This is a genomic window from Metabacillus dongyingensis (genome assembly GCF_019933155.2).
Lineage (GTDB): Bacteria > Bacillota > Bacilli > Bacillales > Bacillaceae > Bacillus_P > Bacillus_P dongyingensis.
Genome location: NZ_CP082944.1, coordinates 1,730,783 through 1,756,619, shown reverse-complemented (window position 1 = coordinate 1,756,619; position 25,837 = coordinate 1,730,783). Strand labels below are relative to the sequence as shown.

Annotated in this window: 25 protein-coding genes; 5 read left to right on the top strand and 20 right to left on the bottom strand. The window is 40.2% G+C overall.

What is annotated here, in order from left to right; genetic code table 11:
- Positions 1 to 447: 447 nt before the first annotated feature.
- The gene (locus K8L98_RS08645) at positions 448 to 951 is read left to right on the top strand and encodes an SMI1/KNR4 family protein (protein WP_223441289.1); all 504 of its coding nucleotides are present in this window, start codon (positions 448 to 450) and stop codon (positions 949 to 951) included.
- A gap of 80 nt (positions 952 to 1,031) precedes the next feature.
- Here K8L98_RS08645 and K8L98_RS26555 read toward each other — a convergent pair whose 3' ends face one another.
- The 4 genes from K8L98_RS26555 to K8L98_RS08630 form a co-directional block, all read right to left on the bottom strand.
- Positions 1,032 to 1,163, bottom strand: coding sequence for a hypothetical protein (locus K8L98_RS26555; protein WP_275976747.1), 132 nt, complete (start codon positions 1,161 to 1,163; stop codon positions 1,032 to 1,034).
- A 229-nt stretch (positions 1,164 to 1,392) separates the two neighbouring features.
- On the bottom strand, positions 1,393 to 2,526 hold the full coding sequence (locus tag K8L98_RS08640; RefSeq protein WP_223441287.1) for a glycerate kinase: 1,134 nt from the start codon (positions 2,524 to 2,526) through the stop codon (positions 1,393 to 1,395).
- A 12-nt stretch (positions 2,527 to 2,538) separates the two neighbouring features.
- The gene (locus K8L98_RS08635; RefSeq protein ID WP_223441285.1) at positions 2,539 to 3,807 is read right to left on the bottom strand and encodes a GntP family permease; all 1,269 of its coding nucleotides are present in this window, start codon (positions 3,805 to 3,807) and stop codon (positions 2,539 to 2,541) included.
- A gap of 122 nt (positions 3,808 to 3,929) precedes the next feature.
- Positions 3,930 to 5,030: a CdaR family transcriptional regulator gene (locus K8L98_RS08630; protein WP_223441283.1), complete on the bottom strand. Its 1,101-nt coding sequence runs from the start codon at positions 5,028 to 5,030 to the stop codon at positions 3,930 to 3,932.
- Positions 5,031 to 5,195: 165 nt separating this feature from the next.
- On the opposite strand from K8L98_RS08630, the gene K8L98_RS08625 reads away from it, so the two are divergent.
- Positions 5,196 to 5,747: an NfeD family protein gene (locus K8L98_RS08625; RefSeq protein ID WP_223443277.1), complete on the top strand. Its 552-nt coding sequence runs from the start codon at positions 5,196 to 5,198 to the stop codon at positions 5,745 to 5,747.
- Positions 5,744 to 7,267 carry a flotillin lipid rafts scaffold protein FloT gene (locus K8L98_RS08620; protein ID WP_223441281.1) on the top strand — a complete coding sequence of 508 codons (1,524 nt, stop codon included), beginning with the start codon at positions 5,744 to 5,746 and terminating at the stop codon, positions 7,265 to 7,267. Before K8L98_RS08625 ends, K8L98_RS08620 begins: the two co-directional genes overlap by 4 nt.
- A 350-nt stretch (positions 7,268 to 7,617) precedes the next feature.
- On the opposite strand, the gene K8L98_RS08615 is transcribed toward K8L98_RS08620, so the two are convergent.
- From K8L98_RS08615 to K8L98_RS08595, 5 genes are all read right to left on the bottom strand, one after another.
- Entirely contained in the window at positions 7,618 to 7,719 is a 102-nt protein-coding gene (locus tag K8L98_RS08615) for a YjcZ family sporulation protein (protein WP_223441278.1), read from the bottom strand.
- 184 nt (positions 7,720 to 7,903) lie between these two features.
- Positions 7,904 to 8,461: a PepSY domain-containing protein gene (locus tag K8L98_RS08610; protein ID WP_223441275.1), complete on the bottom strand. Its 558-nt coding sequence runs from the start codon at positions 8,459 to 8,461 to the stop codon at positions 7,904 to 7,906.
- Between the two features lie 172 nt (positions 8,462 to 8,633).
- Complete coding sequence (locus tag K8L98_RS08605; protein WP_223441274.1) at positions 8,634 to 9,335, bottom strand: PepSY domain-containing protein; 702 nt, start codon at positions 9,333 to 9,335, stop codon at positions 8,634 to 8,636.
- Between the two features lie 55 nt (positions 9,336 to 9,390).
- Entirely contained in the window at positions 9,391 to 10,752 is a 1,362-nt protein-coding gene (locus K8L98_RS08600) for a sensor histidine kinase (RefSeq protein WP_223441273.1), read from the bottom strand.
- Positions 10,749 to 11,447: a response regulator transcription factor gene (locus K8L98_RS08595; protein ID WP_223441272.1), complete on the bottom strand. Its 699-nt coding sequence runs from the start codon at positions 11,445 to 11,447 to the stop codon at positions 10,749 to 10,751. The genes K8L98_RS08600 and K8L98_RS08595 overlap by 4 nt, the downstream gene beginning before the upstream one ends.
- 127 nt (positions 11,448 to 11,574) lie before the next feature.
- Between K8L98_RS08595 and K8L98_RS08590 the strand changes: the two genes are divergently transcribed.
- Positions 11,575 to 12,396, top strand: a complete 822-nt coding sequence (locus K8L98_RS08590) for a glycerophosphodiester phosphodiesterase (RefSeq protein ID WP_223441270.1) — start codon at positions 11,575 to 11,577, stop codon at positions 12,394 to 12,396.
- A 45-nt stretch (positions 12,397 to 12,441) separates the two neighbouring features.
- On the opposite strand, the gene K8L98_RS08585 is transcribed toward K8L98_RS08590, so the two are convergent.
- Positions 12,442 to 13,308, bottom strand: a complete 867-nt coding sequence (locus tag K8L98_RS08585; protein WP_223441268.1) for an STAS domain-containing protein — start codon at positions 13,306 to 13,308, stop codon at positions 12,442 to 12,444.
- Between the two features lie 412 nt (positions 13,309 to 13,720).
- Here K8L98_RS08585 and K8L98_RS08580 point away from each other — a divergent pair, with 412 nt between their 5' ends.
- Positions 13,721 to 14,350 (top strand): YitT family protein, encoded by a 630-nt coding sequence (locus K8L98_RS08580; RefSeq protein ID WP_223441266.1) that lies wholly within the window; start codon positions 13,721 to 13,723, stop codon positions 14,348 to 14,350.
- Between the two features lie 50 nt (positions 14,351 to 14,400).
- On the opposite strand, the gene K8L98_RS08575 is transcribed toward K8L98_RS08580, so the two are convergent.
- The 10 genes from K8L98_RS08575 to K8L98_RS08530 all read right to left on the bottom strand — a co-directional run bounded on the left by K8L98_RS08575 (position 14,401) and on the right by K8L98_RS08530 (position 25,821).
- Entirely contained in the window at positions 14,401 to 15,495 is a 1,095-nt protein-coding gene (locus K8L98_RS08575; protein ID WP_223441264.1) for a Gfo/Idh/MocA family protein, read from the bottom strand.
- 24 nt (positions 15,496 to 15,519) lie between these two features.
- Positions 15,520 to 16,347: a sugar phosphate isomerase/epimerase family protein gene (locus tag K8L98_RS08570; protein ID WP_223441262.1), complete on the bottom strand. Its 828-nt coding sequence runs from the start codon at positions 16,345 to 16,347 to the stop codon at positions 15,520 to 15,522.
- A 24-nt stretch (positions 16,348 to 16,371) separates the two neighbouring features.
- Entirely contained in the window at positions 16,372 to 16,992 is a 621-nt protein-coding gene (locus K8L98_RS08565) for a YesL family protein (protein ID WP_223441260.1), read from the bottom strand.
- A gap of 16 nt (positions 16,993 to 17,008) precedes the next feature.
- Positions 17,009 to 17,527, bottom strand: a complete 519-nt coding sequence (locus K8L98_RS08560; RefSeq protein WP_223441258.1) for a type 2 periplasmic-binding domain-containing protein — start codon at positions 17,525 to 17,527, stop codon at positions 17,009 to 17,011.
- A gap of 73 nt (positions 17,528 to 17,600) precedes the next feature.
- On the bottom strand, positions 17,601 to 18,896 hold the full coding sequence (locus K8L98_RS08555) for an ABC transporter substrate-binding protein (RefSeq protein ID WP_223441255.1): 1,296 nt from the start codon (positions 18,894 to 18,896) through the stop codon (positions 17,601 to 17,603).
- Between the two features lie 146 nt (positions 18,897 to 19,042).
- On the bottom strand, positions 19,043 to 20,641 hold the full coding sequence (locus tag K8L98_RS08550) for a response regulator transcription factor (protein WP_223441253.1): 1,599 nt from the start codon (positions 20,639 to 20,641) through the stop codon (positions 19,043 to 19,045).
- Positions 20,616 to 22,376: a cache domain-containing sensor histidine kinase gene (locus K8L98_RS08545; RefSeq protein ID WP_223441251.1), complete on the bottom strand. Its 1,761-nt coding sequence runs from the start codon at positions 22,374 to 22,376 to the stop codon at positions 20,616 to 20,618. The genes K8L98_RS08550 and K8L98_RS08545 overlap by 26 nt, the downstream gene beginning before the upstream one ends.
- A gap of 77 nt (positions 22,377 to 22,453) precedes the next feature.
- Positions 22,454 to 23,296, bottom strand: coding sequence for a carbohydrate ABC transporter permease (locus K8L98_RS08540; protein ID WP_420828837.1), 843 nt, complete (start codon positions 23,294 to 23,296; stop codon positions 22,454 to 22,456).
- Positions 23,293 to 24,243: a carbohydrate ABC transporter permease gene (locus K8L98_RS08535; RefSeq protein ID WP_223441245.1), complete on the bottom strand. Its 951-nt coding sequence runs from the start codon at positions 24,241 to 24,243 to the stop codon at positions 23,293 to 23,295. The genes K8L98_RS08540 and K8L98_RS08535 overlap by 4 nt, the downstream gene beginning before the upstream one ends.
- Positions 24,244 to 24,612: 369 nt before the next feature.
- Positions 24,613 to 25,821, bottom strand: coding sequence for an exo-beta-N-acetylmuramidase NamZ family protein (locus K8L98_RS08530; RefSeq protein WP_338037035.1), 1,209 nt, complete (start codon positions 25,819 to 25,821; stop codon positions 24,613 to 24,615).
- Between the last annotated feature and the right edge of the window lie 16 nt (positions 25,822 to 25,837).

Genomic DNA, 25,837 nt, shown 5'->3' with positions numbered 1-25,837 from the left:
ACAAAATATGGATGATCTTGAAAAGAGAGAATAAAAATTTGTATGATTGCAGAAAAATAGTGTATTTTGTCGCATTTTCGCGTGTTCTATCTATACAGGGGACAAACAGCTTCCTATTTAGCAAATAAAAAGGCGGCAATCTATCCAGTTATCTACAACACTCATAATAAGACATATATGTGGACACCAACGATTGCTAATATTAAAGTAGAGCCTGTTGAGAAAAGAACAAAGAGAGACTCTGGAATTCCCGGCAAATATAAAACGTGGTACATTAGAAACCCAAAATGGGATTGGACAGCACATCAAATACACCATGAGTTACCACTGAGATTTGGTGGTAACAATACGATGGGCAACCTGTTCCCATTACCGACAACAATGCATCTAAAAACAGTGAGTCCTTGGTGGACTTCTTATTAATAAAGTTGAGGAGGATAAACTGAATTGAGTCATTCCGTACAAAATACCCTAACTGGTCTCAAAAAATTACTGGATGATAAGGGGCAGTTAAAAGTTTCTTATGAAGGTCAAGTTTATACTGTCGTTTGTACTTTCAACTCTCCAACCAACTTAAATGAAGTGGATATCTTTGAAAAAGAGAACAACATCAAACTACCTGAAGACTACAAGGCATTCTTATCACTTCATAATGGTGCAAGAATTTTTCAGCTTACTGATGAAAAAGGAGAAAAAATAGGTGGCGGTCTTACTATCTATACTTTTGACGAAATAAGGAAATTACAAGAAATTGAGATGTTTAATGAATTGGGGATTCCCATTGCAAACCTATTGGAAGATTGCTATTTGTATTTAGATATAGATAAGATAAAAGCAGGAGATCCAAATTACCTTAACATCTTGGAGTTTATAGACCTTTCACCTTTAAATCTTAGTTTCGAAGCCTTCTTAGAACGATACATTAAATCAAGAGGTAATCAATTTTGGTGATAGCACATTTACACCGCTACACCAGAAGATAACCAAATCAAAACAAGAGCGACTGCCAATTAGATGCAGTCGCTCTTTTCTTATTTATTTCCTATGGTTGTAAGTACATCTATAAAATCTTGAAATCGATAAGTAATATAAGCCACACTTACAGCTAAAACAACTAAAGAGATCGTGTTGATTTTTTCAATTGTGGATTTATCAAGTTTCATATTTGCACTTCCTTTTAAAGGGGGGACTATATTACCGGAAAGATTTCATCAGTAAACGATTTAAACAACCACATACATCCTTCATGAAAAACCTATGGAGTCTAATCTCGCTTAGTATATGACAGAGTTCGTTTCCGGGAAAAATAAAAGCACAGACAACCTGCTGCTTCACCGGATGAAAAGTCTGCGATACCAGCAAAAAACCGGTATTAGAATACCGGTTTTTTGCTCATCTTTTTAAATTTAAAACCTGTCCCAGATTAAACATCAGGTTCTCTACATAAAGAGGGCCTCTATTCAGCGCCTCTTCCAATGATACAATTCCAGGCACGATGGAAAACACAGAACTGATTCCCTCTTCATGCACTTTTTCATAGCCATCCCCTATCGACCCGGCAATCGCAATGACTGGAATATTCAGCTTCTTGGCTGTTTTAGATACACCGACAGGCGTTTTGCCGTGAATGGTTTGTCCGTCAATTCTGCCTTCGCCCGTTATGACGAGATCAGCTTCCGCCATATGCTGCTCAAGCTTTACAGTTTCAATGACAATATCGACACCGCGCTTTAGATTGGCATTCAAAAAGGCTAGCAGTCCCGCTCCCAGTCCTCCTGCTGCACCCGATCCTTCTATTTTTTCAACATCCCTTCCTGTCTCTTTTAGAATAAGAGAGGCATAATGTGAGAGATTTCGGTCTAATACGGCAACTGTTTCATCTGTTGCTCCTTTTTGCGGACCAAATATGGCAGAAGCACCAGTCGGACCTGTCAATGGATTATCAACATCACAGGCAACATCTATGGTTACACCTGATAATTCTTTCATCATTTTAGAAGCATCAATCTTTGCAAGCTTTGATAAAGCACCGCCGCCATACGATAATTCTGCCCCCTCTGAATCAAGGAATTTCACTCCCAGTGCCTGAGCCATACCCATGCCGCCGTCATTCGTTGCACTTCCGCCAATTCCGATGATTATATGCTTCGCACCTTTTTGCACAGCATCTTTTATTAGCTCGCCAGTCCCCGCAGTTGTCGTCATTAATGGATTTCTTCTTTCGGGAGGGACTAGATGAAGCCCTGAAGCGGACGCCATTTCAATGACAGCAGTCAACTGATCTCCAAGCCACCCGTATTCAGCTTCTACAGGAAGCCCTAATGGTCCTGTTACAGTCAAAGAAGTAAACGTTCCATTTGTAGCATCGACCAATGCCTGCACCGTTCCTTCTCCGCCGTCAGCCATAGGAATTTTCACCGTCTGAACTTCAGGAAGTGAACGTCTTAACCCGCGTTCTGCCGCTTCGCAAACCTCAAGCGCCGTCATGCTTTCTTTAAATGAATCCGGTGCTATAACAATCTTCAAATCTCTCAGCTCCTATACTAATAGTTTAAATACGCCAAATATTAAGGTAGAGATTACCGCAAGCGTGAATCCTACTAAAGATTCATAGGGGATCAGCTTCATTCTTTCTTTCATCCCCATAAAAACACTGCCTCCTGTTGCATGAAAGAAGCTTCCGTGCGGGAGATGGTCAAGTACGGTAGCCCCCGCATGAACCATGGCTGCTCCTGCCAGTCCGGAGATGCCTATTTCCAAAATAGCAGGAGCAAAGACACTGCTCGCTACTGCTGTACCCGCTGTTGTCGAGGCAGTTGCCATCGACATTAAGATACCTGATGCCGGAGCCAGAATATATGCTGGCAGGCCAGATGCACTCAGACCTGATACAATAACATCCTTAAGACCTGAATTCGCAATAATTCCGGCAAGAGTCCCTGTTCCGATGAGCATGATCGCAACACCTGACATTTTCAAAAGGCCAGACGATGCAAAATCTGTCAGCCGGAGGAAGTTCTTAGTCGCAATCGCTCCGACAATACCGCCAAGGGGCAAAGCAATAATGGGATCGATGGCAATGTCAAATACCGGTCTGAGTGAAAGCAAGAGGATGGCCGCTGCTGGTCCGCTGATTGCTGCTGCAAACGGAGGCAGATTGGCTCCATCTTGAGCCGTAATTTCTTCTGCGCTCACCTGTTCACCTTTTAAAACCATTCTTTTAGCCAAAATATATGTCACTATCACTCCAAAGACGGCAGGAATCAAACCTGCTGCCATCACGGATGTAAGCGGCACGTCAAATGCATCTGCTGCAGCAATCGTATTTGGATTAGGCGACATGATGTTTCCCGCCTTCCCTCCTCCGATCATCGCAAGCAAAATAGCGGGCTTTGAGAGCTTGGCTCTTTTTGCAATGGCAAGTGCAATTGGCGCAATCGTAATAACAGCTACATCAACAAAGACACCAACCATTGTTAAAAGCATCGTCGCAATGACAAGTGCAAGGAGTGAGCGCTTCTCGCTGATTTTCTTAATGATTGTATCTGCTATCACAGAAGCAGAACCTGATTCAATCAGCACGCCTGCAAGAACTCCTGCTGCTAAAATTCTAAGAACAGCCGGTGTGATATCCTTGGCGCCGGTGATCATCAATTCAATGGTCTCCGTCAGATTGACTCCGCCAAGCAGGCCCCCTGCCAGCGCCCCTGCCATCATGCCGTATGCTGGAGGAACTTTCTTTAAGATGAGAAAGATGGCAACAATCAATGCGCACACCGCTCCGAAAGCACTCACTTGGATATCCAATGGTTTTCCCCCTTATAAGTAATCTAACGCTATAATTGTAACCGCTTACCACAAGAGGAATCATTGTTCCAGCTGACAAAAAAAGAAAGCAAGTACCGGCCACACTTGTGCAAATGCACAACCTAAGTGACCAGCATTGCCGCATAAAGGGTCATCAAATCCAGCGTCTTCCTCGGATTATACGAAGTTATCTCCTCTATTTTATCAAGTCGGTACCTGAGTGTATTTCTGTGGATAAAAAGCTCCTCAGCTGTTTTATTCATGTCCCCGTCAAATTGAATGAATGCTCTTAAGGTATGGAGCAGCTCCCCGTTTCGGTCTGACTGCTGAAGAATATCCATAGTCTGTTTAAACAGCGCATGTTTTTTTTGATCTTTTTTATCTCGGAGCAAAACGGAAAGAGCCCAGTCCGTATATTTATAGAAAAAATCCGGGGCGGATTGTTTTTTTGCTGCATCCAAGGTTTCTTTTGCGCTCTCATAAGACATGGATACACCATAAAATCCGTCATACTGATAACCGAGAGCACCGTAAATGCCAAGCTCCATTCGTGTCAGCATGTCATTCATTTCTTCCGGAAAAACAGATTGTTGTAGGGTTTTGGTTTCTTTTAACCATACAATTTCAGCAGCCGAAGTCGATACGATTAAATCATTCGCGCCTGATTTATGCTCCAATTCTCTTATAAATAGCTGTCTTTGTTTTAAAGAGATTTGTTCGGGAAGGTGAAAAAGAACAGCCTGCCGTTCAACAAAGAGGTTTAGATTCAACCGACCTGCCCGTTCTGTAAACTCCTTTGTTTGCTGCTTTTCTCCTTTGAGGAGCTGAATCAGCGTTTCCTGCTTCAATGTTTCATTCCATCGCATCTGATCCGATAAATAGGCTTGTTCGATTGTGAGCTCAGCTGCCATTTTTACAAGCTCGCCAAACGGAGCCACAACTTCTGGATCTCCTGTTATGCCTATGACGCCGATTAATTCCTGATGAAAAAAGATCGGCAAATTGACTCCCTGCTTTGTTCTTGGATAATTCCTGCTGTCCTCCTCTGTAAACACTACTTTTTCACCTGTCTGCAGAACCGCAAGCGCCCCATGATGTTCATCCCCAAGCCTCGTATGATCACCTGAGCCTATTAAGATTCCGTCCTTATCCATTACATTGACGTTGTAAGGAATAATGGACATCGTTCTTGCTACAATTTCTTTTGCGAGTTTTTCATTCATTGCTGATTTCACCTGCCGGCCGTTTTCTTAAATTCTATCATTGAAAAAAGAAATGGCAATTATTCAATTTTTCCAAAAAGATGAAACTTTACGCCTATTAGGTCGTATAAGTAAGAGGGACCCAATTCAAGGAAAATTTTCCAAAAAAGAAAAAGATAGAGGGTGATACTCATGTTTGGTTACCCGATTGAGACGATTTATTTATTCGGACTAATCATTGCCGGAAGCTTGACCTTGCTGTTTGTTTTTTTTGGAGATGCAGTAGAAGGCATCACCGGGGGTATTCCGTTTTTAAGTCCGACACTTGTCCTCGCATTTATGACCTTCTTTTTTGCATGCGGATACATTCTTGAAATGACTGCTCTGTTTTCAGCGTTTCTTTCCGTATTCATTTCCATTTTCAGCTCAGCAATTTTAGTTACCCTGCTTCACATCTTTGTATTAGTGCCGCTATCCTCAGCGGAAGAATCCCTTTCTTATCATGAATCGGAACTCAAGGGACGCGTAGGCCATGTTATTACGTCCATTCCTGTGAATGGATTCGGGGAAGTGCTGCTCTCAAGCAGTGTCGGCTCTATTTCTAAAATTGCCGCAAGCTTTGATAACACCCCTATCCCAAGCGGAACAAAGATTTTAGTCATTGAAAGCAAAAACAGCGTCGTATCTGTTACATCGTATCAGCCATTCGAAGAATCACTTAAGGGGGACACACTATGACCATGCCAATCATTATTGTTTTAGGTATCGTATTTTTTATTCTAATTGCTTTAATTGCTGTATTTGTGACGAAATACCGGACAGCAGGACCAGACGAAGCACTCATTGTAACGGGAAGCTATCTGGGAAGCAAAAACGTTCATACAGATGAAAACAGCAACAAAATTAAAATTGTCCGCGGCGGCGGAACCTTCGTATTGCCTGTCTTTCAGCAAGCAGAACCTTTGAGCCTGCTTTCAAGCAAGCTTGACGTTTCCACACCTGAGGTCTATACCGAGCAGGGTGTTCCAGTCATGGCAGATGGTACGGCAATTATTAAAATTGGGGGTTCCATCGGGGAGATTGCAACAGCTGCCGAACAGTTTCTCGGGAAATCAAAAACAGACCGAGAGCAGGAAGCCCGTGAGGTTTTAGAAGGTCATCTCCGTTCTATTCTAGGCTCGATGACTGTTGAGGAAATCTACAAAAACCGCGAAAAATTTTCTCAGGAAGTACAGCGAGTGGCCTCTCAGGATCTCGCGAAAATGGGTCTTGTCATCGTTTCATTTACCATTAAGGATGTCCGTGATAAAAATGGATACCTCGATTCTTTAGGAAAGCCTAGAATAGCACAAGTGAAGCGCGATGCTGACATTGCAACAGCAGAGGCAGAAAAAGAAACCCGCATTAAAAAGGCAGAAGCAGCAAAAGAAGCGAAAAAATCCGAACTTGAACGGGCAACGGAAATTGCTGAAGCGGAGAAGCTTAATCAGCTTAAAATGGCTGAGTACCGCAGAGATCAGGATACGGCAAAAGCGAGTGCCGATCAGGCCTATGACCTTGAAACCGCAAAAGCAAGGCAGCAAGTAACCGAGCAGGAAATGCAGGTTAAAATCATCGAGCGAGAGAAGCAAATTGAACTTGAAGAAAGAGAAATTCTGCGCCGCGAGCTTCAGTATGATTCAGAAGTTAAGAAAAAAGCAGACGCAGACCGATATTCCGTCGAACAGGCTGCGGCTGCTGAAAAAGCAAAACAGCTTGCAGATGCAGATGCCAACCAGTACCGGATTGAGACACTCGCAAGGGCTGAAGCAGAACGAATCCGCATGGATGGATTAGCCAAAGCTGAAGCACAGCGCGCTCAGGGGGAAACAGAAGCTGAAGTGATTCGCCTGAAAGGGATCGCTGAAGCTGTCGCAAAAGAAAAAATTGCAGAGGCCTTTGAGCAATACGGTCAGGCTGCGATTTTGGACATGATTGTGAAAATGCTGCCAGAATATGCGAAGCAAGTAGCAGCTCCGCTGTCCAATATTGATAAAATCACGGTCGTTGACACTGGGGGCAGCGGTGAAAACAGCGGCGCCAACAAAGTCACAAGTTATGCAACAAATCTGATGAGCTCCCTTCAGGAAAGCCTTAAAGCATCCTCTGGCATTGATATGAAAGAGCTGATTGAAAATTACTCAGGTAAAGGGAATATTAAACAAAGCATCGATCAGCTTGCAGTTAGTCAGCAAAAAGAAATGGATAAAAAAGAATAGACTTTCTGACTAGTTCTTAAACGCCTGGACGTCACCCAGGCGTTTCATTCATTCAGACTGAATGAAACTGTATTTTGACTATGACAGTATATTTTCTGCAATTTTTCGGCAATAAAAGATCGCATGCTGATTCAGCATGCGCAAGCAGGAAGAGGTGTCTTACAAACATGAGGCTTATGAGAAAAGCATCTTTCTCATAAGACATTCTATTCACATTCTATTATTTCGTATGATTGTTTTGTCCAAGCTGCGCACATTTTGTCAAAAATCAACAAGTGCCCTAATGAGTATCTAATAAGTTTTATGTAAAAAGGAGCCGCTGATTTATCATCAGCAGCTCCCTGCCATTATTAGTAGCCGCCGTTACCGCCGTAGAATGAAGTTCCTACGATGATCAAAAGAATAAATAATACGACAATTAGCGCGAAGCTATTGTTGTATCCACCAGACATTGCTCTTCCTCCCTTTCATCTTTTAGTCACTTTCTTTATCAAAATATGTAGAATACTAGGAATTGACATAGGACAAGAGTGGAGTTTCATAAAAAACCCTCAAATGCCCTAAGTACATTTGAGGGTTTATGCTGTTATTCTTCATCTTCCCATTCTATTTTCAGAACCTTCCCGGTTTATGCTATTAATCTTCATCTTCCCATTCTGTTTTCACAACGTTCCCGGTTTCTGCCGAAATTTCAACTTCTGCTTCTTTGCCGTTTTCACTCTTTATTTCAAAGCTGTAAACAGCCTCTCCGTCTTCATCCTCAAGTTCAGCTTCTTCAACCGTTCCTTTTGCTTCATTTAAAGCAATTTTCGTTGCTTCTTCCAAACTGATTTTCACTTGTTTTGAATCAACGTTTGAATCGTCCCTGTCGTCATCCTGCCGGTCATCGTCCTGTTTCTTTTTCGTGATTTCTCCTGAGTCTGCATTTACGCGGAAATCATAATCTGTTCCTTCCGACTTAACTTCGATGTCATATACCCAGGCACCTGATTCACGCTCAAGCTCCATTTCTGAAATGCTGCCTTTTTGTTCTTTCAGTACGATTTCTTTTGCCTGCTCATAGCTGATTTTAAGATTTTGCTCTTCTGCCTTTTTTTCTGCCTGGACACGGTCATTCGGTCCGATAAACTGTGATCCTGCGCCAATTCCTCCTATGACAAGTGCTCCTGTTAATAATGCCGTTGTTAATTTCATGTTTTATTCCTCCTTGTTTTTCTCTACATCCTTATCTTAGCCCTCTAAAATGATAAAAAAGAGATAGAAACATTAGAAAACGATGAGAAAATCATGAATTTCTTATCATTTAGCGAATCCTAACCTGCCAGAATTTAAAAAAACACCTTTTGACAGCATCAAAAGGTGTTTTTTAATCTTCTTCATTTTCAATGGCTACTGATAAAATCTTACCTGTAAACGCGTCAACTTGGATGGTTGCTTCCTGCTGTCCCGAATCAATTTCGACTTCATAGAAAACACTGTCATCCTCTTCTTCTAGATCAATATCTTCTATTTCCCCGTTCACTTCAGCCAATGCGATTTTTTTTGCCTGCTCTTCTGTCAGTTTTACCTGCTTTGTGTTTTTCTCAATGCTGCTTTTGTCCTCTGATGTAATCTTACCGCTGTCAGCATTCATTTCAAGTTTAATTTCTTCTGTTTTTGTCAGAACTGTTATGCTGTAGATCTTATCTTTCAAAGTAAGGCCCTGAACGTTCCCGCTGTAGATTTCCTCTGCAAGCTTTTTAGCTTCTGCTTCTGAGAGTGCAGGTTTTTCCTCCCTTTCAGGGTATTCCTTCTTCACCTGCTGCAGGTTTTGAATGTTCCCTGTCCCTGCATCAACTTCGAGAGTGTATAGTCCCGTCTTTTCTTCTAATCGCACGTGATAGACGTCTTTGCCATTTGATTTGGTTAACGATATTTTCTTAATCGTTCCCGTATAGTGCGCCTCAATAAGATTCCGCGCCTCTGCTTCGGTTACCTTCACGTCACCCTTCATGGCAGAAGCAATCCCGATGATTCCAATGACCCCAATGATCACAAACACGCTGATAATAACCCATTTTCTTTTCATCGTTTCCTCCTTTTTTGACTCCATGAATAAATCTTAATCGTTCAAGATTAAAACTTCATGAGAAGGATTCACTTTGTAAATAAAGATGAACAGTTGTCCCTTTCCCCTCTGTGCTTTCAATTAATATCTCGCCTCCATGGGCATGAACAATTTTTCGGGCAATAGAAAGACCAAGTCCTGTCCCTCCTGTTTCTCTGTTTCGTGCTTTATCTACTCTGAAAAAGCGGTCGAAAACATGCTGAAGATCCTCCTCCGGAATACCGATGCCCTGATCGGCAATCGAAAGATGTACCCGCTCATTCTTCTGTTCAGCCTTACATGTGATGCTCTTCGAACTGTATTTCATCGCATTATCGAACAAAATAAACAGCAGCTGTTTCATTTTAAGCTCGTCTGCTGAGATGAACAGTTCTTTTTGATCAAAATGAAAGTCGACATGCCGGCTGTAAACCTGTTCGATGGTTCGTCCTGCCTGATGACAAAGCAAAACAAGATCCATCTTTTCCAAGTTGAGCTGCATGCGGGTATCATTTTCAGCAAGCTGAAGAAGCTGCGCAGTCATTTCTTTCATCCTCACCGCTTCTGAGTAAATGGCTTCAACAGATTCTTCCATGACTTCAGGTTTTGTTGTCCCCCATCGTTTCAGTAATTTTGCATAGCTTTCGATAATGGTTAAAGGTGTTTTCAATTCATGTGAAGCATCGGAAATGAACTGCTGCTGCTTTTCAAAATTCGTTTGAAGAAGATCGATCATATTATTGAACGTGTTTGTCATCTGCTGCAGTTCATCCTTAGAATGTCCGCTGACTTCGATTTTCTTAAAGGTTTCTTTTTTCTCAATTTCCTCCATCGTGCCAATTAATGAGTTGATTGGTTTTAAGATCATTCTGCTCAGCATTCTTCCTGCAAAGAAGGAAGGCAGCAAAACCAGGAGCGAGGCGATGACCAGAACGATTTTCAAGACATCCATATTTTCATTCACGTTCTCAAGGTTTTCGGTTACCTCAAGCTGAACAACTTCCCCATCGATCCAAATAACGGGAACAGCAGCCTTCGCAAAAGAACGGCCTTCAGCCTTGACGACTTCGCTGCTTTCCGATGAACGAAATGCCGGAGAAAGGATGTTTCGATAATCTGCATTTTTTGATACAGCTAAAATCTCTTTTGATTGATCATCAATAATCCGGATCATGCCATCAGCAGGCAAATAAGCTCTTAAAAGGTCTGATGAGTTCACAGGCTGCTTTTCATCCTGTCTGATGGCTCCTGCGATCGCTTCGGCCTGAAGCTTTAAACGATCAAGCTCGCTGTTTTGGGCAATCGTTAAAAACAGAAAATAGATGGCAGCATTGATTGCAAGAACAATAATCAGCATCCATACAGTTGAAAAAAGCTGAATTTTATGGTTGATTTTCATGAAGCTGGCTCCTTGATCGAATATCCAACACCTCTGACTGTATGGATAAGCGCAAAGTCAAACTCGCTGTCTATTTTTTTCCGTAAATACCGGATATACACGTCAACGACATTTGTATCGCCATAATAGTCGAATCCCCACACTCCGTTCAGGATCTGCTCCCGGTTCATCACCTGATTTTTATGGCTTAGTAAATAAACAAGCAAATCAAATTCCCGCGGCGTTAATTCGATTTCTGCTTCCCCGCGCCTTACTTCTCTTGTTTTTTCATTCACAGTAAGATCGGCAGCCTTCAATACACCTTCTTCAGCTGCTAAACGCATTGGTTTGCTCGTCCGCAGACAAACCCTGATTCTTGCAAGCAGTTCTTCTATTTGAAATGGTTTTGTTATGTAATCATTAGCTCCCTGATCAAGGCCGCTCACTTTATCAGGAATCGAATCGCGGGCTGTCAAAAGAATGACAGGCGTTTCCTGATCATTTGCACGGAGCCTCCTAAGCACCTCTATGCCTGTCAAACCAGGGAGCATCACATCTAGAAGAATTAAATTCCAGGAAGAGGATCGAATCTGTTCAAGCGCATCGAGACCATCATGAACGGAATGGACCAAATACCCTTCAAATTCCAGTTCAAGCTTCAGTACTCTGGCAATTTTCACTTCATCTTCTACAATCAAGATTTTTTCTTTCTCCATAACTGCCTCCCCTGACAACGTTTTTACTGAAGTATATCACAGAATAAGTATGATTCTACCTTCCTGTTGGCAATGATTCATAAACTGGGGTACTATGAAAAGACAAGCTGACCGGGGGTGTATATCTATGGAAACCATCATCATTGTCATCGTCCTTTGTTTATTGATAACTGTTTATATAATTAGAAGAGCAGCCCCTCACCCTCAAAAAGGAGCAGCACGCTCTATGCTGACTGTTGCTCATAGAGGGGCCTCAGGCTATGCACCGGAAAATACGATTGCATCCTGCGATAAAGCAGTCGAGATGAAAGCAGATTTTATAGAAATTGACCTGCAATTGAGCAAAGATGGCCGTATAATGGTCATCCATGATGACTCAGTAGAAAGAACAACAAATGGAAAAGGAAACGTACGGGATCTAACGTTTCAGCAGCTTCGCAATCTCGATGCCGGAAGCTGGTTTCACGATTCGTTTGCAGGACAAAAAATCCCGACTTTTGACGAGGTGCTCGACCGCTATATTGAGAAATGCGGGCTGCTCATTGAATTGAAGAGTCCAGCATTGTATCCTGGTATCGAACAGAAAGTCTTTGATGCTTTAGCAAGCAGAGGTCTGATTGAAAATCGGCAGACGAAAGTCATTGTCCAATCATTCGATACCCATTCAATGAAACGATTTCATGAAATCGCTCCAGCCATTCCGATTGGTGTACTCGTAAAATTCACGCCAAAAGGAATATCAAACGCACAGCTCGACGAATACAAAACCTATGCAAACTATGTAAATCCAAACAAAAGGCTGGTCTCAAAAAAACTAATAGCGCGCATTCATGAGCGCGATATGAAAATCATTCCCTACACCATTCGAGACCGCAAAACAGCAAAAGCCTTTCTGCAGCTTGATTTAGACGGGATTACAACGGATTTTCCGGATTATATTAAAGCTTAAAAAGCATGAAGTGAACCTTCATGCTTTTTCTTTTTATTATGAAGTTCATGATTCATTCCGGTTCAGTGTAAAACCAATGCGGTGCAGGATTTCCTCCAGATTCCCGCCAATCATCACATTCGACAGATTTAAATTAAGCTGCACAGCTTTCATCGCTAGGTCCGGCCGTATACCTGTCAGAGCCGGAGTTACACCTATAAGCTTAAGCATCTGGACAAGGTTTAACAAATGGAAGCTTACGTCGTCGTTCATTTGGAGAATACCTGATAAATCAATAACTAAGTATTGCAGAGATAATTCCGTGCTTTGTGAAAGGGCAGTATGAATGATTTTTTCAGCACGGTATTCGCTGATATCGCCAATGATCGGCAGAATTGCCACACCCTGCGTAATCGGAACAATTGGGGCTGATAGATGAATAATTTCTTTGTTGGCATTATCAAGCTCCAGAACGTACGACAGCAAGGATGCCATCGTTTCGAACAGCTCAACATGCTTGTCTGTAAATGCAAAAGGCAACGTATCAAGACCGCAAATCGTTCCGTAGTTTTCACCATTTTCATAGAAAATCGGAATTCCGATGAAACAGCCCCCGCCAAGTTTCTTTGTTACATCCAGATCTTTTGCCAATTCATTGCCGGTTAAATCAGAAATGATCAGTACCTCTCTTCCCTTCTCAACACTCAATTTACAGAACGTTTCGTTAAATGGAAGTTCGGAGCCTTCTTCCAAAAGAGTCAATTCCTGATTCAGAACCTTCACAATCTCATTTTTATGTTTATCATTTTTTGCAATAAACAATGTATTTATTTCAATAAACTGGCTCATCATCTTAAGAATGCTTTCAGACGCTTCATCAAAATTACGATACTTTTTAATCGGGGTACTCAAATCTAAAGGCATTTCTGTCATCTATCTTTTCCAGCCTTTCTGATGAACTTAGATTGTCTTAACTTGTTCATTTAAACTTTACTCTATACCCAATCTGCCGAATAGATAAACTAAAACCGTCCAAGATTAAAAAGTTTTTTCTCCATTAAAGGTCATTGACAATTGGTTATGATCCTGTGGGATTTAGACATACTTCCCCGTTGAAACACATCAAATTTTTTTAGAAGCTGTATAAAATGAACTCCCTTACAAAGCAAATGTCGGCATACTGAGGAAAACCCTTCTATCCAACTGGATTTGCTTTGTAGAATACCAAAAAATGAAAGGGTTTCCAACTAATTTTCATAACATTTCCATTTTTCAATAACAAAAGAATACCTAAATTCTTCATGTATAATGAGCATATCAACTACAGAAGGAGTCGTCCGGAAACATGCAAAATGTAATTCGTTGGGTCAGCATCTTAATAGGCTGTTTTGCCGTGTCTCTCGGCGTTCACTTGCTATCATCATCAGAATTGGTGATTGGCGGAACGGCCGGTCTTGGCATCGTAGCTCAGCATCTGACAGCCTATTCATTCGGAACCCTGTTTTTTGTTATCAATCTGCCATTCTATGCTCTCGCTGTTACCCAGCTAGGCATCGCCTTTGCCCTTCGGACGTTTATCAGCGTCAGCATCTTGTCCATTACCTCAGAATTTCTGCAGCAAACTTTCATTGTCCATTTTCCACATCCGGTCATCGCAGCCATCCTTGGAGGAATCTCCATCGGCATCGGACTGATCTTCCTGTTCAGAAACGGATCATCCTTAGGAGGGATGAACATTCTCTGCATTTTCCTTGAGAAAAAATTCGGATTTAACCCAGGCAAAACGATGCTCATCACCGACCTCATGATCGTCGGCTCAGCACTCCTTGTCTTCGGGCCGCTGCAAATTGCATATTCAGCTGTGGCGATCTTTGTGATGACCGCCATTCTTGGAAGATATCATAAAAAAGCTCCGCTTGAGCGTGAGAGTCAGGCAGCAGATTCTGAAGAGGATCGGGTTTCGGCTACGGCTTAAGCATAAAAAAACACAAGCCTCAGGCTTGTGTTTTTTCGTGTTGAATTTTTTTACTGAACAGTCTTAAGTTGACGAATAGATGCAAGGGAGACAGGCTGTCCGGTTTTGGCAGATTGATAGATAGCTGCTATGATTTCCAGTGGTTTAATGCCTTCCAAACCATTTACTAAAGGCTCACGATCCTCTTTAATAGCTGAAATCATATCAAGCATTTGCTCACGATGAGAGTTTCCAGAAATAGCACCTGGATCATTCGCCCCTGTTCCTTGTTCTTCATCAGAACTTTTTACAAGGTTTTGTACTTCAACACCATAATGGTCTGTCAAATTTTCAGCCGCCTCTTTTAAGTAAAAATGAGTAAGTTTATCATTGTCAATGACAGCTGTACCTGATGTGCCGAATACTTCAAGCCTTGCTGAAAGACCTGGAAATGCACTTGTCGTGCCAACGATTGTACCTAATGCACCGCTTTGAAACTTAACCGTTGCAACAGCCACATCCTCTACCTCAATCCGTTCATGAGCAAGTGTAGCTGCGTGTGCAAATACACTCTCAACAGGACCCATTAAATATTGCAGAAGATCAATTGTATGAATGGACTGATTCATTAATGCGCCTCCACCATCCATTTTCCAAGTGCCTCTCCAATCACCGCTGTCATAATATTCTTGTGATCTGTACCAATTTACCGCAGCCTGACCGAGGATCATCTTTCCAAACTTGTCTTCATCTATTGCCTTTTTCACTTCAATAGTAGATGAATCAAAACGGTGCTGTGAAATGATGGATAATTTCACATTTGCTTTTTTACAGGCATCTATCATTTCATAAGCTTTTTCAAGAGTGGTATCTATAGGTTTTTCACAGATGACATGCTTTCCGGCTTTTGCAGCATCTAAGGTAATCGATTTATGGGAACCGCTTGGAGTTAAAATGCAAACAACGTCTATGTCTTCCCGCTTCAGCAATTCTCTATAATCAACATACCAGTCAGCGTCAGCCCGGTCCGCAAGTGCTTTAGCTTTGTCCGGGTTTTCATCTGCAACAGCAACAAGTACAGCTTCCTCAATATCCCTTATTTGTGATTGATGCGTATCGCTAATTACACCGCATCCAATAATTCCAAATCGTATCTTCTCAGTCATCCGATTTCATCCTCTCCTGAATACTTACTTCCACTTTGATTCTGTTTCTTGCAGCAAATCCTTTAAAGCTTTTGCAGCAACTTTAAATAAGTCTGGCCCGCTAAATCCTGAGAATGTTTCTGCAGCAGCCAAATGCGGCTCCAGCGAAAGAAATCCATCGTATCCGCTTGTTTTAAGCGTTTGCAGCAGTTCTCTTACTTCTCCATCCCCTTTACCTGCCGGCACAACCTTTCCGCTTTCAAACAATGCATCTTTTATGTGGACATATTCAACATATGATTTTAATAGAGGATAAGCTTCAGAATAGGGCTTTACACCGCATTGTACAAAATTTGCAGGATCAAAGGCCATTCTAAGATAAGGTGAATTGATCGTTTCCAGAATATCTAAGCAGCGAATCGCATTGTCTCCGTATATTTCTTTTTCATTCTCATGCAAAAGGACAATCCCTGATTGCTCTGCTTTTTTCACAAGAACCGATAATCTGCTGATTACTTCGTCTCTATATGCATCAGGGTTATGTCCATCAGGAATAAAAAAAGAGAAGATGCGAATATATTTTGCATGAAAATAATCAGCTGCAAACAAAGCCCGGTCAAATTGAATCAAATGTTCATCGAAATCATCAAGAATATTGATTTTTCCTATTGGAGAACCAATAGAAGATAGTTGTATTTCTTTTCTCAACAATTCTTCTTTTAGGCTGCTTAACTCTTGATCAGATAATTGCAGAACATTTTTCCCCCATACTCCCCTAAGTTCAATAAATCGAATATCTTCAGACTCCAGCACTTCAATTTGAACATGCAAGTCTGGTGAAATTTCATCAGCAAAGCCTGTTAATGTCAGCATTCTAATTCCTCCTTGGATTTTATCTCAATTTTGAACAGCCTGGGACTGATTAAGAACACGCATTGATCTATACATACACCAAAGTCCCAGAACACTGCTTCCACACAAAGCAATTAAACCTGGCACTAGATACAGCACACAGCATAAAGACAGCAATCCAAGTAAAGTCAAAATCGTATTTAAAGGATGTTTAATAGCAAGTTTGATAGATGTTTTAATTACAACAAAATAGCTCATTTGAAAATGCGTATAAAATGAAAAGCTATATAGGCAAATCACTATAAATACCACAATCAATTGCGCTGTGAAAAATCTTCCCAAGATAAAAAGATGTGTATGGCCAGACATAAAAAAGGCAAGATCAATGATCAATAAGCTTCCAGTAAATAGAATAAATCCATTTGCTTTTTGACTATTCATAAATTCTTTTCTATAAGTCTTCCAGAAAAATTGAAGAGTATTAAATGGCTGTTCACTGATCATCCATTTTCTAAGTATGGTTTGAGCTGCAATTGAAGCCGGCGCCCAGCCAAAAAGAACAAGGCCAAGAAGGGTAAAGGCTATCCACAATAAATTAAGGTAAATTAAACGCATGATCCAATCGGATAAGTGATAAAGGGTTTCGCGCAAATTTTGATTGTTCATATTTCTAAACTCCTTATCAATCTAAGAATAGCTTAAGTATTTCCTCTCCTTCCGCTTGCTTTTTGCTGAAAGCAGGAAGAATGGCGACCAATGGTTCATTTACTGGAATCTCATTTTTCTCAAACAGGTTTATATGTTTGTTTATTGGCAACCCATATAAGTGCCTTTCACCGTTCTGATTTTTTGTCATGAATGGATAGAAATCTTCTATATCATTTCTTGAATGAATTAATTGATCCAAAGGCTTCAATCCATTTTTGTTTAATAGCTGTGATAGATGTTCGTGAGTGGAAATGAAAACATCTCCTTCTCTCTTAGAGAGCATCACTGCCAGTTTTTCTCGTGATGAAGGGTATAGTTTCACGTTAATTTTATGCCTGTGTTTTGTCATTATTAATAGCTCAGCTTCAATAGCAGCTTCATGTATGGGTGATATTTTAGAAAAAATCAATACATTTACTTCAGGTGTTGATTTCTCACATCCAGTTAATAGTACAAGGATTAATAAAGATTTTAAAAAGAGGTATCTTGTCATATCATGCCTCCTTTTAAAGACTGAGAATGAACAGTGTCCCAAGGATTTTTTTCCGTGGGGACACCAGCAGCAATTAATTATTAACGGTTTCTGCAAACTTAGCCTTTATTTCTTCGTATGCCTCTTCTGGAGAAATCTTTTCGAAAATCAATTCTTCCCCTACTTGCGTATAATCATTTTGTATATAGTTCCCCCACCCTTTAGGGCCGCCGTTAAATGGCTGCGCATCCGGGGCAGTTTCATTGATCATATTTAATTGAGCTTTATCAGAGTCTGTAAAACTTGAATTTAATTCGTCCAAGACGATGCTTGATACTGGAAGTCCTCTTGTATTACCCAGAATGGCGGTTGCCTCTGGATCGTTAATAAAGAAATCAATAAACTTTTTCGCCTCATCTTTTTGAGATGAGTGTTCACTGACAGACCAGAACATAGATGGCTTTAAGTATCCTCCAGCTTCCTTATCTCTTGGGGCCTTGAGGAGTGCAAAATTGCCCGGAATCACACTGTCAAAGCTCGGAAATTGTGCTGCGAAGCCCTGTTTGAACAATATCGTGCCATTTAAAAGCAAATCCCTTTTAGGGTCATATTCTTGCTCAGATACAGCTACCTCGGCAGGAGTCACAACACCTTTTTTACGCAAGTCTTTGAAAATGTTGATCCACTGCATCCAAGTTTCTTTGTCGATATTGAATTTTCCATCTTCTGTTGTCAGATGTCCTTTTCCCTTGCTTAATTGGTACATCTCATAAACGCCTGCATCGTAAGAAAAATCTCTGACAACATATTTTCCCTTTTCCAATTTTGGCTGGATTTGTTCAGCAAGTTCAAAAAACTCATCCCATGTCCAGCCGGCCTTTGGCGCCTCAATTCCTAATTTCTCGAGAGCTGCCTTATTATAAATCATGCCATATGCATTATTTCCAAGCGGAATTGCCTTCAATTGATCTTCATATTCACCTGAATTTAACAGATTTTCATCGATATCCTTTGTTACTATTCCATCCGTTAAATCTGCGAGCTGATTTCTAGAAGCATATTCCTGTAAATATTGTGCATCCATCTGAATAATATCAGGTGCATTTTTTGCTGCTGATTGAGTTGCCAGCTTGTCCCAATATCCATCCCATCCAGAGAATTCGGTTTCAAAAGAAACATCGGGATTCTTTTCTTTATAAAGCTCGATAACCTTTAATGTTGCATCATGTCTTTCTTGAGATCCCCACCAAACAATCCTGAGCTTTGTTTTTTCAGATTTTTTCCCGGATGAATCTTGACCGTTAGAAGATTGTGCACTGCATGCAGATACACTGATTGCTAATAGAGATGCAATGATTAATAGCAGCAGCTTTCTTACTTTCCTGTTCATTCTGATTCCCCCTCGAATTAAAGAAAATAATAACTGATTTCTTTTATTATAAAGCGCTTACATAGTCGGTTTATATAAGACAGATGCACAATAACTTTCAATTTTGAACAAGGAATTAAGAAGATTGCTATAAAAGCAATGTCATATTATTGTTTTAATAAATCGGTCGGGTTTAATCCTGTGTATTTTTTAAATAGGGAACTAAAGTAAGGCGTATTTTTATATCCGACCTCTTCAGCAACTTCATAGATTAACAATTTGCCTTCTAATATTAGATTTTTCGCTTTTTCCATTCTTATTTTATTTACATAATGATTAAAAGAGAGACCTGTTGCTTTTTTGAAGATTTGGCTTAAATAGTTTCTGGAAATATAAATTTGTTCAGATAGATCTTGAAGTGTTATGTTTTTGCTGTAGTGCTCTTGAACATACTGCATCATATATTCGACCGCCTGCTTATGCCGAATATTTTCTTTCTCATTAAGTTTTTGATGCTCACAAACTGCAGTCAGCGCATCTTTTAACCAAACACTAAAGGGCTTTAAGCCAGTTATATAGTCAATACAATGATAAATGCGTTTCCCTTCAGATAGTTCATCAATATTTAATCCGTTCTCATAAAGAGAATATGTAAGAACTGCCCATAATTCTTTGCAAATTAATTTAAGATGAGAGAGTAAATAACGATTGTTTTCTTCACACTCTTTTACAAATTGATCGATTACTTTCAAACCATGTTCTTTATGGTAAATTTTAAACGCCTCTGCTAATTCACGGTAAAACGGCACTGGACGATGGAAATCTATTTTTTTGTCAGGTTCTCCGTTTATCAGCTTTTCATATTGTACAATTTCATATGGGGAAGCCTTTGATAAAGCACTTAATGCCTCTTTTGTCGAAATCGAAATATGCTGCCAATCATCTTTTATACTGCCTGCCCCCATTTGAAAAGGGATAGTCAGGATTTGACGAACATCCTCTAAAATCAGCTTTGCAAGTTTCAGCGTGTCACAAATGACTGTCTCTGAGGCAATTTCGTCACTGAACGAAAGGAAAATAGCAGAATCATGGTAATCAAGCTCAATCCATTCTGCATTCACAAAATGGGGAAAAGATAATTTCCTTTCATTAAATGACTTTATAAATTTCGGCCATGCAGGATTCGATTGTAGGCCCGGAGACTTTTCCATTTGTATGCAAAGTACGATGTGCTTTAAGTTTGTCACTTTTAATTTCTCATTGTTTAAGAGTGTAAATTGCTGATCCTGTAATCCGATGACAACAGATTTCAGCCATGAATTAAGCAGCATAGACTGATAATATTCAAGAGTATCTTTTGTCTCTCTTTGCTGCTTTTTAGCTAACGAGTCTTTTTCAAGCTGAGTTATCACTCCTTGCAAGACTTCAGTGATTGTTTGAATCGTAACAGGCTTTGATAAATAATCATGTACATCCAATTGCAATGCTTTTCTGGCATATTCAAAGTCTGCATAGCCGCTCAATATAATGGCTTTTCCGTTAAAATCGTGTTCTCTCAGCCTCTGAAGCATTTCAAGACCTGTCATTACAGGCATATAGATATCTGTCATAACGATATCCGGTCTCGTCTTCATAATTACATCATAGCCTGAAGCCCCATCTGTACCTTCCCCGACGCATACTGCTCCGATTGTTTCCCAGGGTATTGCTTTTCTCATTCCAGCTAATACATGGCGGTCATCATCCACAATTACGACTCTCCACATTGCTATCACCATCCCCTAAGATCACTTGTTTTGGAATTTTAATTAAAGCTGTCGTGCCAATATTCTCCTCGCCATAGAGCGTAACAGTATATGATGGCCCAAAATAAGCAAACAGCCTGTCTCTGACATTTCTTATCCCATATCCGCCTGTGTTTACTTTTTTAATAGGATGATTCTTTTTAAGACCAGCTCCATTATCCTTGATTGTTATCAGTAAATTATTTTGAACCTCGTAAACTTTAATAATAATGAATCCTGAATCTTTATTATGAAGACCATGTATAAGAGCATTTTCAACAAATGGCTGCAGCGTCATCTTTGGGATATAACATTGAAGGAATGAGTCGGGAATATCAATCCGATAATCAAAACGATGATCTAAGCGAATTTGCTGAATTTGAAGATAGGATTCCAGATGAATTAATTCATCTTTTAAATGGATGAAATTTTCACCATTAGATAAACCCACCCGAAACATCTTTCCCATTAGTTCAAGAACGCGGCTTATTTGCACCTGTCCTTCTGCAATAGCCATCCAATTCAATTGATCGAGAGTATTATATAAAAAGTGCGGGTTGATATTAGCTTGAAGAGCAGCAACTTCTGCCCTTCTTTTCTCGTTGAACTCCACTTCGAGATCTTCGTATAACTTCTTTATCCTCAGGATCATTTTTTTATATCCTGTAAATAAAGTGCCAAATTCATTTTGATAGTCGTTTGGCAGCTGAAGCTCTTTTTCACTTATCGAAAATTCATCCATGTTTTCAAGGAGGGCTTTAAACGGTTTCGTAAATTGTTTTGTTAGATAAAACGTTAACAGAACAACAAGCAGGATAGCGATTAATCCTATCAGAAAAAGAATGCCTGCCAGTTCTAAACTGTTTTTTGCGATTTCCTTCCAAGGAGTTATTTCTACTAAAAGCCAATCATTATTAAATAGTTTTGACCACACTACAAACTTATCTTCATAACGCATAAACCCATCCGAATTAAGGTCAGCGTCTTCATTCTTTTCAATATCGCCAATTGTGCCGAGGGCATCCTCAATGTCGATTTTGCCAATGGAAGCAATGGGCAGCTGTGAGGAGTCAACCAAAATGCGATTCACTTTTCCATTTTCATCTTCGAGCATTTTTCCAAAACTGGACGATTTGATGTTCACTACTAATACGCCTTCTGCCTTTCCATTTAATGAATATACTTTCCTTGCAAAACTGATGACGGATATTGTCCCTTGCGGAGATTGAATTCTATGTTTTTCAAGCCATGAAAAATCAGCATGATCAAGGCGGTTCAGCCAGCCGGTCCGGCTGTATTGATCAATGGAATAATAACGGATAGGACCTTCTTGATCTCTTAAAGGAGGGTCTTTTAAATACAGATGAATCGAATCAATCATAGGCATACTAAAAACAAGATCAAAAAATGAAGCATTGATGCTCGAAATGCTTTTGTAAGAAGAATAATTATCTTTTTTTCCTTGGAGATATTCCTGTAAATCACTGTTTCTCGTCATGGCCAAGGAAACTTGTTCGATTGCTTTTTTTTGAATACTGATTTGTTCATTCATTTCTCTTAATAGCTTCTGCTGATAATGCGAGGTATTATTTTGCATTTGTGAAATAGATACTTGATAGCTGACAATCACGATCGTAACTAAAAGGAGCGTAACAAATCCTGCAAAAGCAAGAAAGAATACATTTCGAATGGGATAGCGTTTAAATGGACTTTTCATGTAGGGACTCCCTCTTTTAATGTATGGATAAAATGGCAAAAAGGCTGTTTAAACAGCCTCATTTTAATCCTATGACTTCATCCTTTTAAACCAGATGTAGCTACCCCGTCTACGATATGCCTCTGGGCAAAGAAGAAGATAAGGATTGCAGGTACAACGGATAGAAGCGACATTGCAAATAACTGACCCCAGGGTACGGATGTATTGGTGTCAACAAACATTTTGAGTGCCAGGCCGACAGTATATTTATCAACCGAGTTGATATAGATCAGCTGTCCTAAAAAATCGTCCCAATTCCATAAGAAGCAGTAAATGGCAACTGTAACTAGAGGCGGCTTCATGAGAGGCAATATGATTCTAAAATAAATGCCAAACCACGAGCAGCCGTCTATTTTTGCAGCCTCATCCAATTCTTTTGGAATTCCCCTTATAAACTGAACCAGTAAAAAGATGAAAAAGGATCCCCCTATTCCACCGGCCAGCGTATGGGGCACGATGAACGGCAAGTATGTATTGACCCATCCGAAAGCGTTAAACATATCATATTGGGGAACCAGCGTAATCTGACTCGGCAGCATTAACGTGACCAAAACAATTGAAAACCAAAATTTCTTCAATGGAAAATCAAGACGGGCAAAAGCAAAAGCAACAAGACTGCATGAAATTAATGTAGTAAATAATACGCCTGCAATTAATTCAAATGTATTCAAATAGAATTGAGTGAAGGTAAACCCAGGGATGGCATACCAGCCATCAATAAAATTTGAGAATGTCGGGTTTATCGGAAAGAAATGAATGGAATCAATTTCTTCATTTGATTTAAAGGCAGCACCGAACCACCATACGATCGGATAGATCATAAAAAGACATACAAGCAAAAGAGTGATATGAGAAACCCATTTCTTTTTCATCAATCTCATCCTTTCTCCGATTCGTAAAATACCCAATAGCGGGAGGAAATAAAAATAAGGGCAGTGACGATTCCAATAATAACCAGAAGAATCCAGGCCAGTGCTGAAGCATATCCCATTTCAAATCTTGCAAAGGCTCTTTCGTATAAGTAAAGGGCAAACATATAGGTAGATTGAATAGGACCGCCTTTTGTAATCACAAACGCCTGTGTAAACATTTGAAATGAACCGATGGTTTGAAGCACGAGATTAAACAAAATGACTGGTGAAAGCATTGGAAGAGTAATAAGGAAGAACTGCCTGATTTTTGTTGCTCCATCAACAGCCGAAGCTTCATATAATTCAGGTGAGATCTGTTTTAATCCTGCCAGGAAAATAACCATTGAAGAACCAAATTGCCAAACAACCAGCAAAATTAATGTACCAAGTGCAGTATCAGGACTGCCAATCCAGCTGCGCCCAGATATTCCGAATAACGAAAGAGCTCCATTTACAATACCGTCTGAACCAAAGATATTGCTCCAAAGGATGGCTACTGCTACACTTGTACCAATCAAAGACGGCAAATAGACAAGCGTTCTATAAATAGAGATTCCTTTTAGCTTCTGGTTTAAAAACATGGCCATAAGAAGTGCAGTTATTAGTTTGAGAGGTACTGACAGAATGACAAAAAATAGAGTAATGGATAACGATTTATAGAAAAGTTTATCCTCTAAAAATATCTTCTGATAATTTTCTATTCCGACCCAATTTGGGGCTTCGAGCAATGAATAATCTGTAAAAGAAAAATACAGCGACTGAAGCATCGGATAGAGAGTAAGCAAAAAAAGTCCAAGAAGCCAAGGTGATATAAACAAGTAGCCCGTTAATGGCGCATCCCACTTTTTCTGTCTTTTTACACGTACTTTAGGTTGATTGATAACATTTGTGATTACGCTTTCATTTATCGGTTTCATAAATCCTCCTTTTATCTTCTTTTTTTAAGTATAGGCGAGGATTAAATGAGGATAAATGATACAAATGCACAAAATATTATAAAAAATCAATAAACTTTCGCAGTTGTTCAGTGTTTGATTGAATGTTCTTCATCTCTACTAAACCAATTTATTGATTAATTCTATCTAGATGAAACAGAAGTTACAATCTATTTTTTAATTTTTTGTCTTATCAAGTGATGATCTTTGTAATCCGCTATCCTTGTATTTATTTGTACATTCTGCCGAATTTCCAGCTATTAAACAGAGCCGGCTGACTGCAGGAACTGATGGCAGCTTTCAAATAAAAAAAAGGATGAAATCGGCATGATTTCATCCTTTGATAACCTATTACTTATAAATCAAATACTCTTTTCGAACCTTTTTAAATTCATCCTGCTCAACCTGGTATTCATTCATAATTTCAGCTACGGATGCTCCTTCAAGGATCATTGGTCTGACCCAGTCGTTTCCGATCAATTTATCGAAGAAGTTGTTAGATAGAAATTGGAAGTCATTTGGATACATGTCATGAATCGTTTTGATGATGTGAAGACCTGTTGGAATTGCATCAAATTCTTCGCGGTCAGTTACATAAATCTCTACGCCATGACTAAGTTTCCCGGCATGTTTTGAGAATGTCGGTGTAAAGGATGCAGCTCTGAATTTCACGCCTGGAAGACTGAGGGAGTTCAGTTCTGCTGCAAGGTCTGTGCTGTTGATATATGGTGCTCCGATTAGTTCAAACGGCTTGGTTGTTCCGCGTCCTTCCGACATGTTTGTTCCTTCAATCAGACCAGTTGCCGGGTAAACAATTGTTGTTGAAACAGTTGGCATGTTAGGAGACGGCAGGACAAATGGAAGTCCAGTGTCGTCGTAATCCATGGAGCGCTTCCACCCTTTCATTTTGACAACTGTCAGGTCTGCTCCAATTTCAAACTCTTCATTAAAGAAATTGGCAAGCTCGCCTATTGTCATTCCATGCTTTGTTGGAATTGGATAAAGCCCGATAAAAGATGCGGCCTCAGGCTCCAGAACGGGTCCGTCAACTGAAAGTCCGCCTTGCGGATTCGGACGGTCAAGCACGACAATCGGAATGTTATTCTCTTTTGCCGCTTCCATGGCATAAGCCATTGTATAAATGTACGTATAGTGCCGGGTTCCTACATCCTGGATATCAAAAAGAAGGACTTCAACATTTTCAAGCATTTCAGGTGTTGGTTTTTTTGTCTGTCCATAAAGGCTGTAGACAGGCAAGCCAGTTTTTTCATCAATATAGAATTCGACGTAAGATCCAGCTTGAGCATCCCCGCGCACCCCATGCTCCGGACCGAATAAGGCTGTCAGTTCAATATCCGGATCATTGTGCAGCAAGTCCACAATGCTGTTCAGTTTTGAGTCAATGCCTGTCGGATTCGTAATTAAGCCGACTTTTTTGCCTTTCAAGAGCTCTTTTTGATCATCTAAAAGGACCTCAACGCCAGGAGTAACTTTATTCTTTTTCTTTTCCTTATGGGCAGCAACATCTTTTGCTGCAGGCAAAGCACTTAGCGCAAGCATCAGAATCGTTATCAGC

Bases quoted from the DNA above. Each gene is read 5' to 3' on its own strand.
- K8L98_RS26555 (WP_275976747.1), bottom strand. From the start codon at position 1,163: ATGAAACTTGATAAATCCACAATTGAAAAAATCAACACGATCTCTTTA.
- K8L98_RS08630 (WP_223441283.1), bottom strand. From the start codon at position 5,030: ATGAATGAAAAACTCGCAAAAGAAATTGTAGCAAGAACGATGTCCATT.
- K8L98_RS08620 (WP_223441281.1), top strand. From the start codon at position 5,744: ATGACCATGCCAATCATTATTGTTTTAGGTATCGTATTTTTTATTCTA.
- K8L98_RS08615 (WP_223441278.1), bottom strand. From the start codon at position 7,719: ATGTCTGGTGGATACAACAATAGCTTCGCGCTAATTGTCGTATTATTT.
- K8L98_RS08610 (WP_223441275.1), bottom strand. From the start codon at position 8,461: ATGAAATTAACAACGGCATTATTAACAGGAGCACTTGTCATAGGAGGA.
- K8L98_RS08605 (WP_223441274.1), bottom strand. From the start codon at position 9,335: ATGAAAAGAAAATGGGTTATTATCAGCGTGTTTGTGATCATTGGGGTC.
- K8L98_RS08600 (WP_223441273.1), bottom strand. From the start codon at position 10,752: ATGAAAATCAACCATAAAATTCAGCTTTTTTCAACTGTATGGATGCTG.
- K8L98_RS08595 (WP_223441272.1), bottom strand. From the start codon at position 11,447: ATGGAGAAAGAAAAAATCTTGATTGTAGAAGATGAAGTGAAAATTGCC.
- K8L98_RS08590 (WP_223441270.1), top strand. From the start codon at position 11,575: ATGGAAACCATCATCATTGTCATCGTCCTTTGTTTATTGATAACTGTT.
- K8L98_RS08585 (WP_223441268.1), bottom strand. From the start codon at position 13,308: ATGACAGAAATGCCTTTAGATTTGAGTACCCCGATTAAAAAGTATCGT.
- K8L98_RS08580 (WP_223441266.1), top strand. From the start codon at position 13,721: ATGCAAAATGTAATTCGTTGGGTCAGCATCTTAATAGGCTGTTTTGCC.
- K8L98_RS08575 (WP_223441264.1), bottom strand. From the start codon at position 15,495: ATGACTGAGAAGATACGATTTGGAATTATTGGATGCGGTGTAATTAGC.
- K8L98_RS08570 (WP_223441262.1), bottom strand. From the start codon at position 16,347: ATGCTGACATTAACAGGCTTTGCTGATGAAATTTCACCAGACTTGCAT.
- K8L98_RS08565 (WP_223441260.1), bottom strand. From the start codon at position 16,992: ATGAACAATCAAAATTTGCGCGAAACCCTTTATCACTTATCCGATTGG.
- K8L98_RS08560 (WP_223441258.1), bottom strand. From the start codon at position 17,527: ATGACAAGATACCTCTTTTTAAAATCTTTATTAATCCTTGTACTATTA.
- K8L98_RS08555 (WP_223441255.1), bottom strand. From the start codon at position 18,896: ATGAACAGGAAAGTAAGAAAGCTGCTGCTATTAATCATTGCATCTCTA.
- K8L98_RS08550 (WP_223441253.1), bottom strand. From the start codon at position 20,641: ATGTGGAGAGTCGTAATTGTGGATGATGACCGCCATGTATTAGCTGGA.
- K8L98_RS08545 (WP_223441251.1), bottom strand. From the start codon at position 22,376: ATGAAAAGTCCATTTAAACGCTATCCCATTCGAAATGTATTCTTTCTT.
- K8L98_RS08540 (WP_420828837.1), bottom strand. From the start codon at position 23,296: ATGAGATTGATGAAAAAGAAATGGGTTTCTCATATCACTCTTTTGCTT.
- K8L98_RS08535 (WP_223441245.1), bottom strand. From the start codon at position 24,243: ATGAAACCGATAAATGAAAGCGTAATCACAAATGTTATCAATCAACCT.
- K8L98_RS08530 (WP_338037035.1), bottom strand. From the start codon at position 25,821: ATGCTTGCGCTAAGTGCTTTGCCTGCAGCAAAAGATGTTGCTGCCCAT.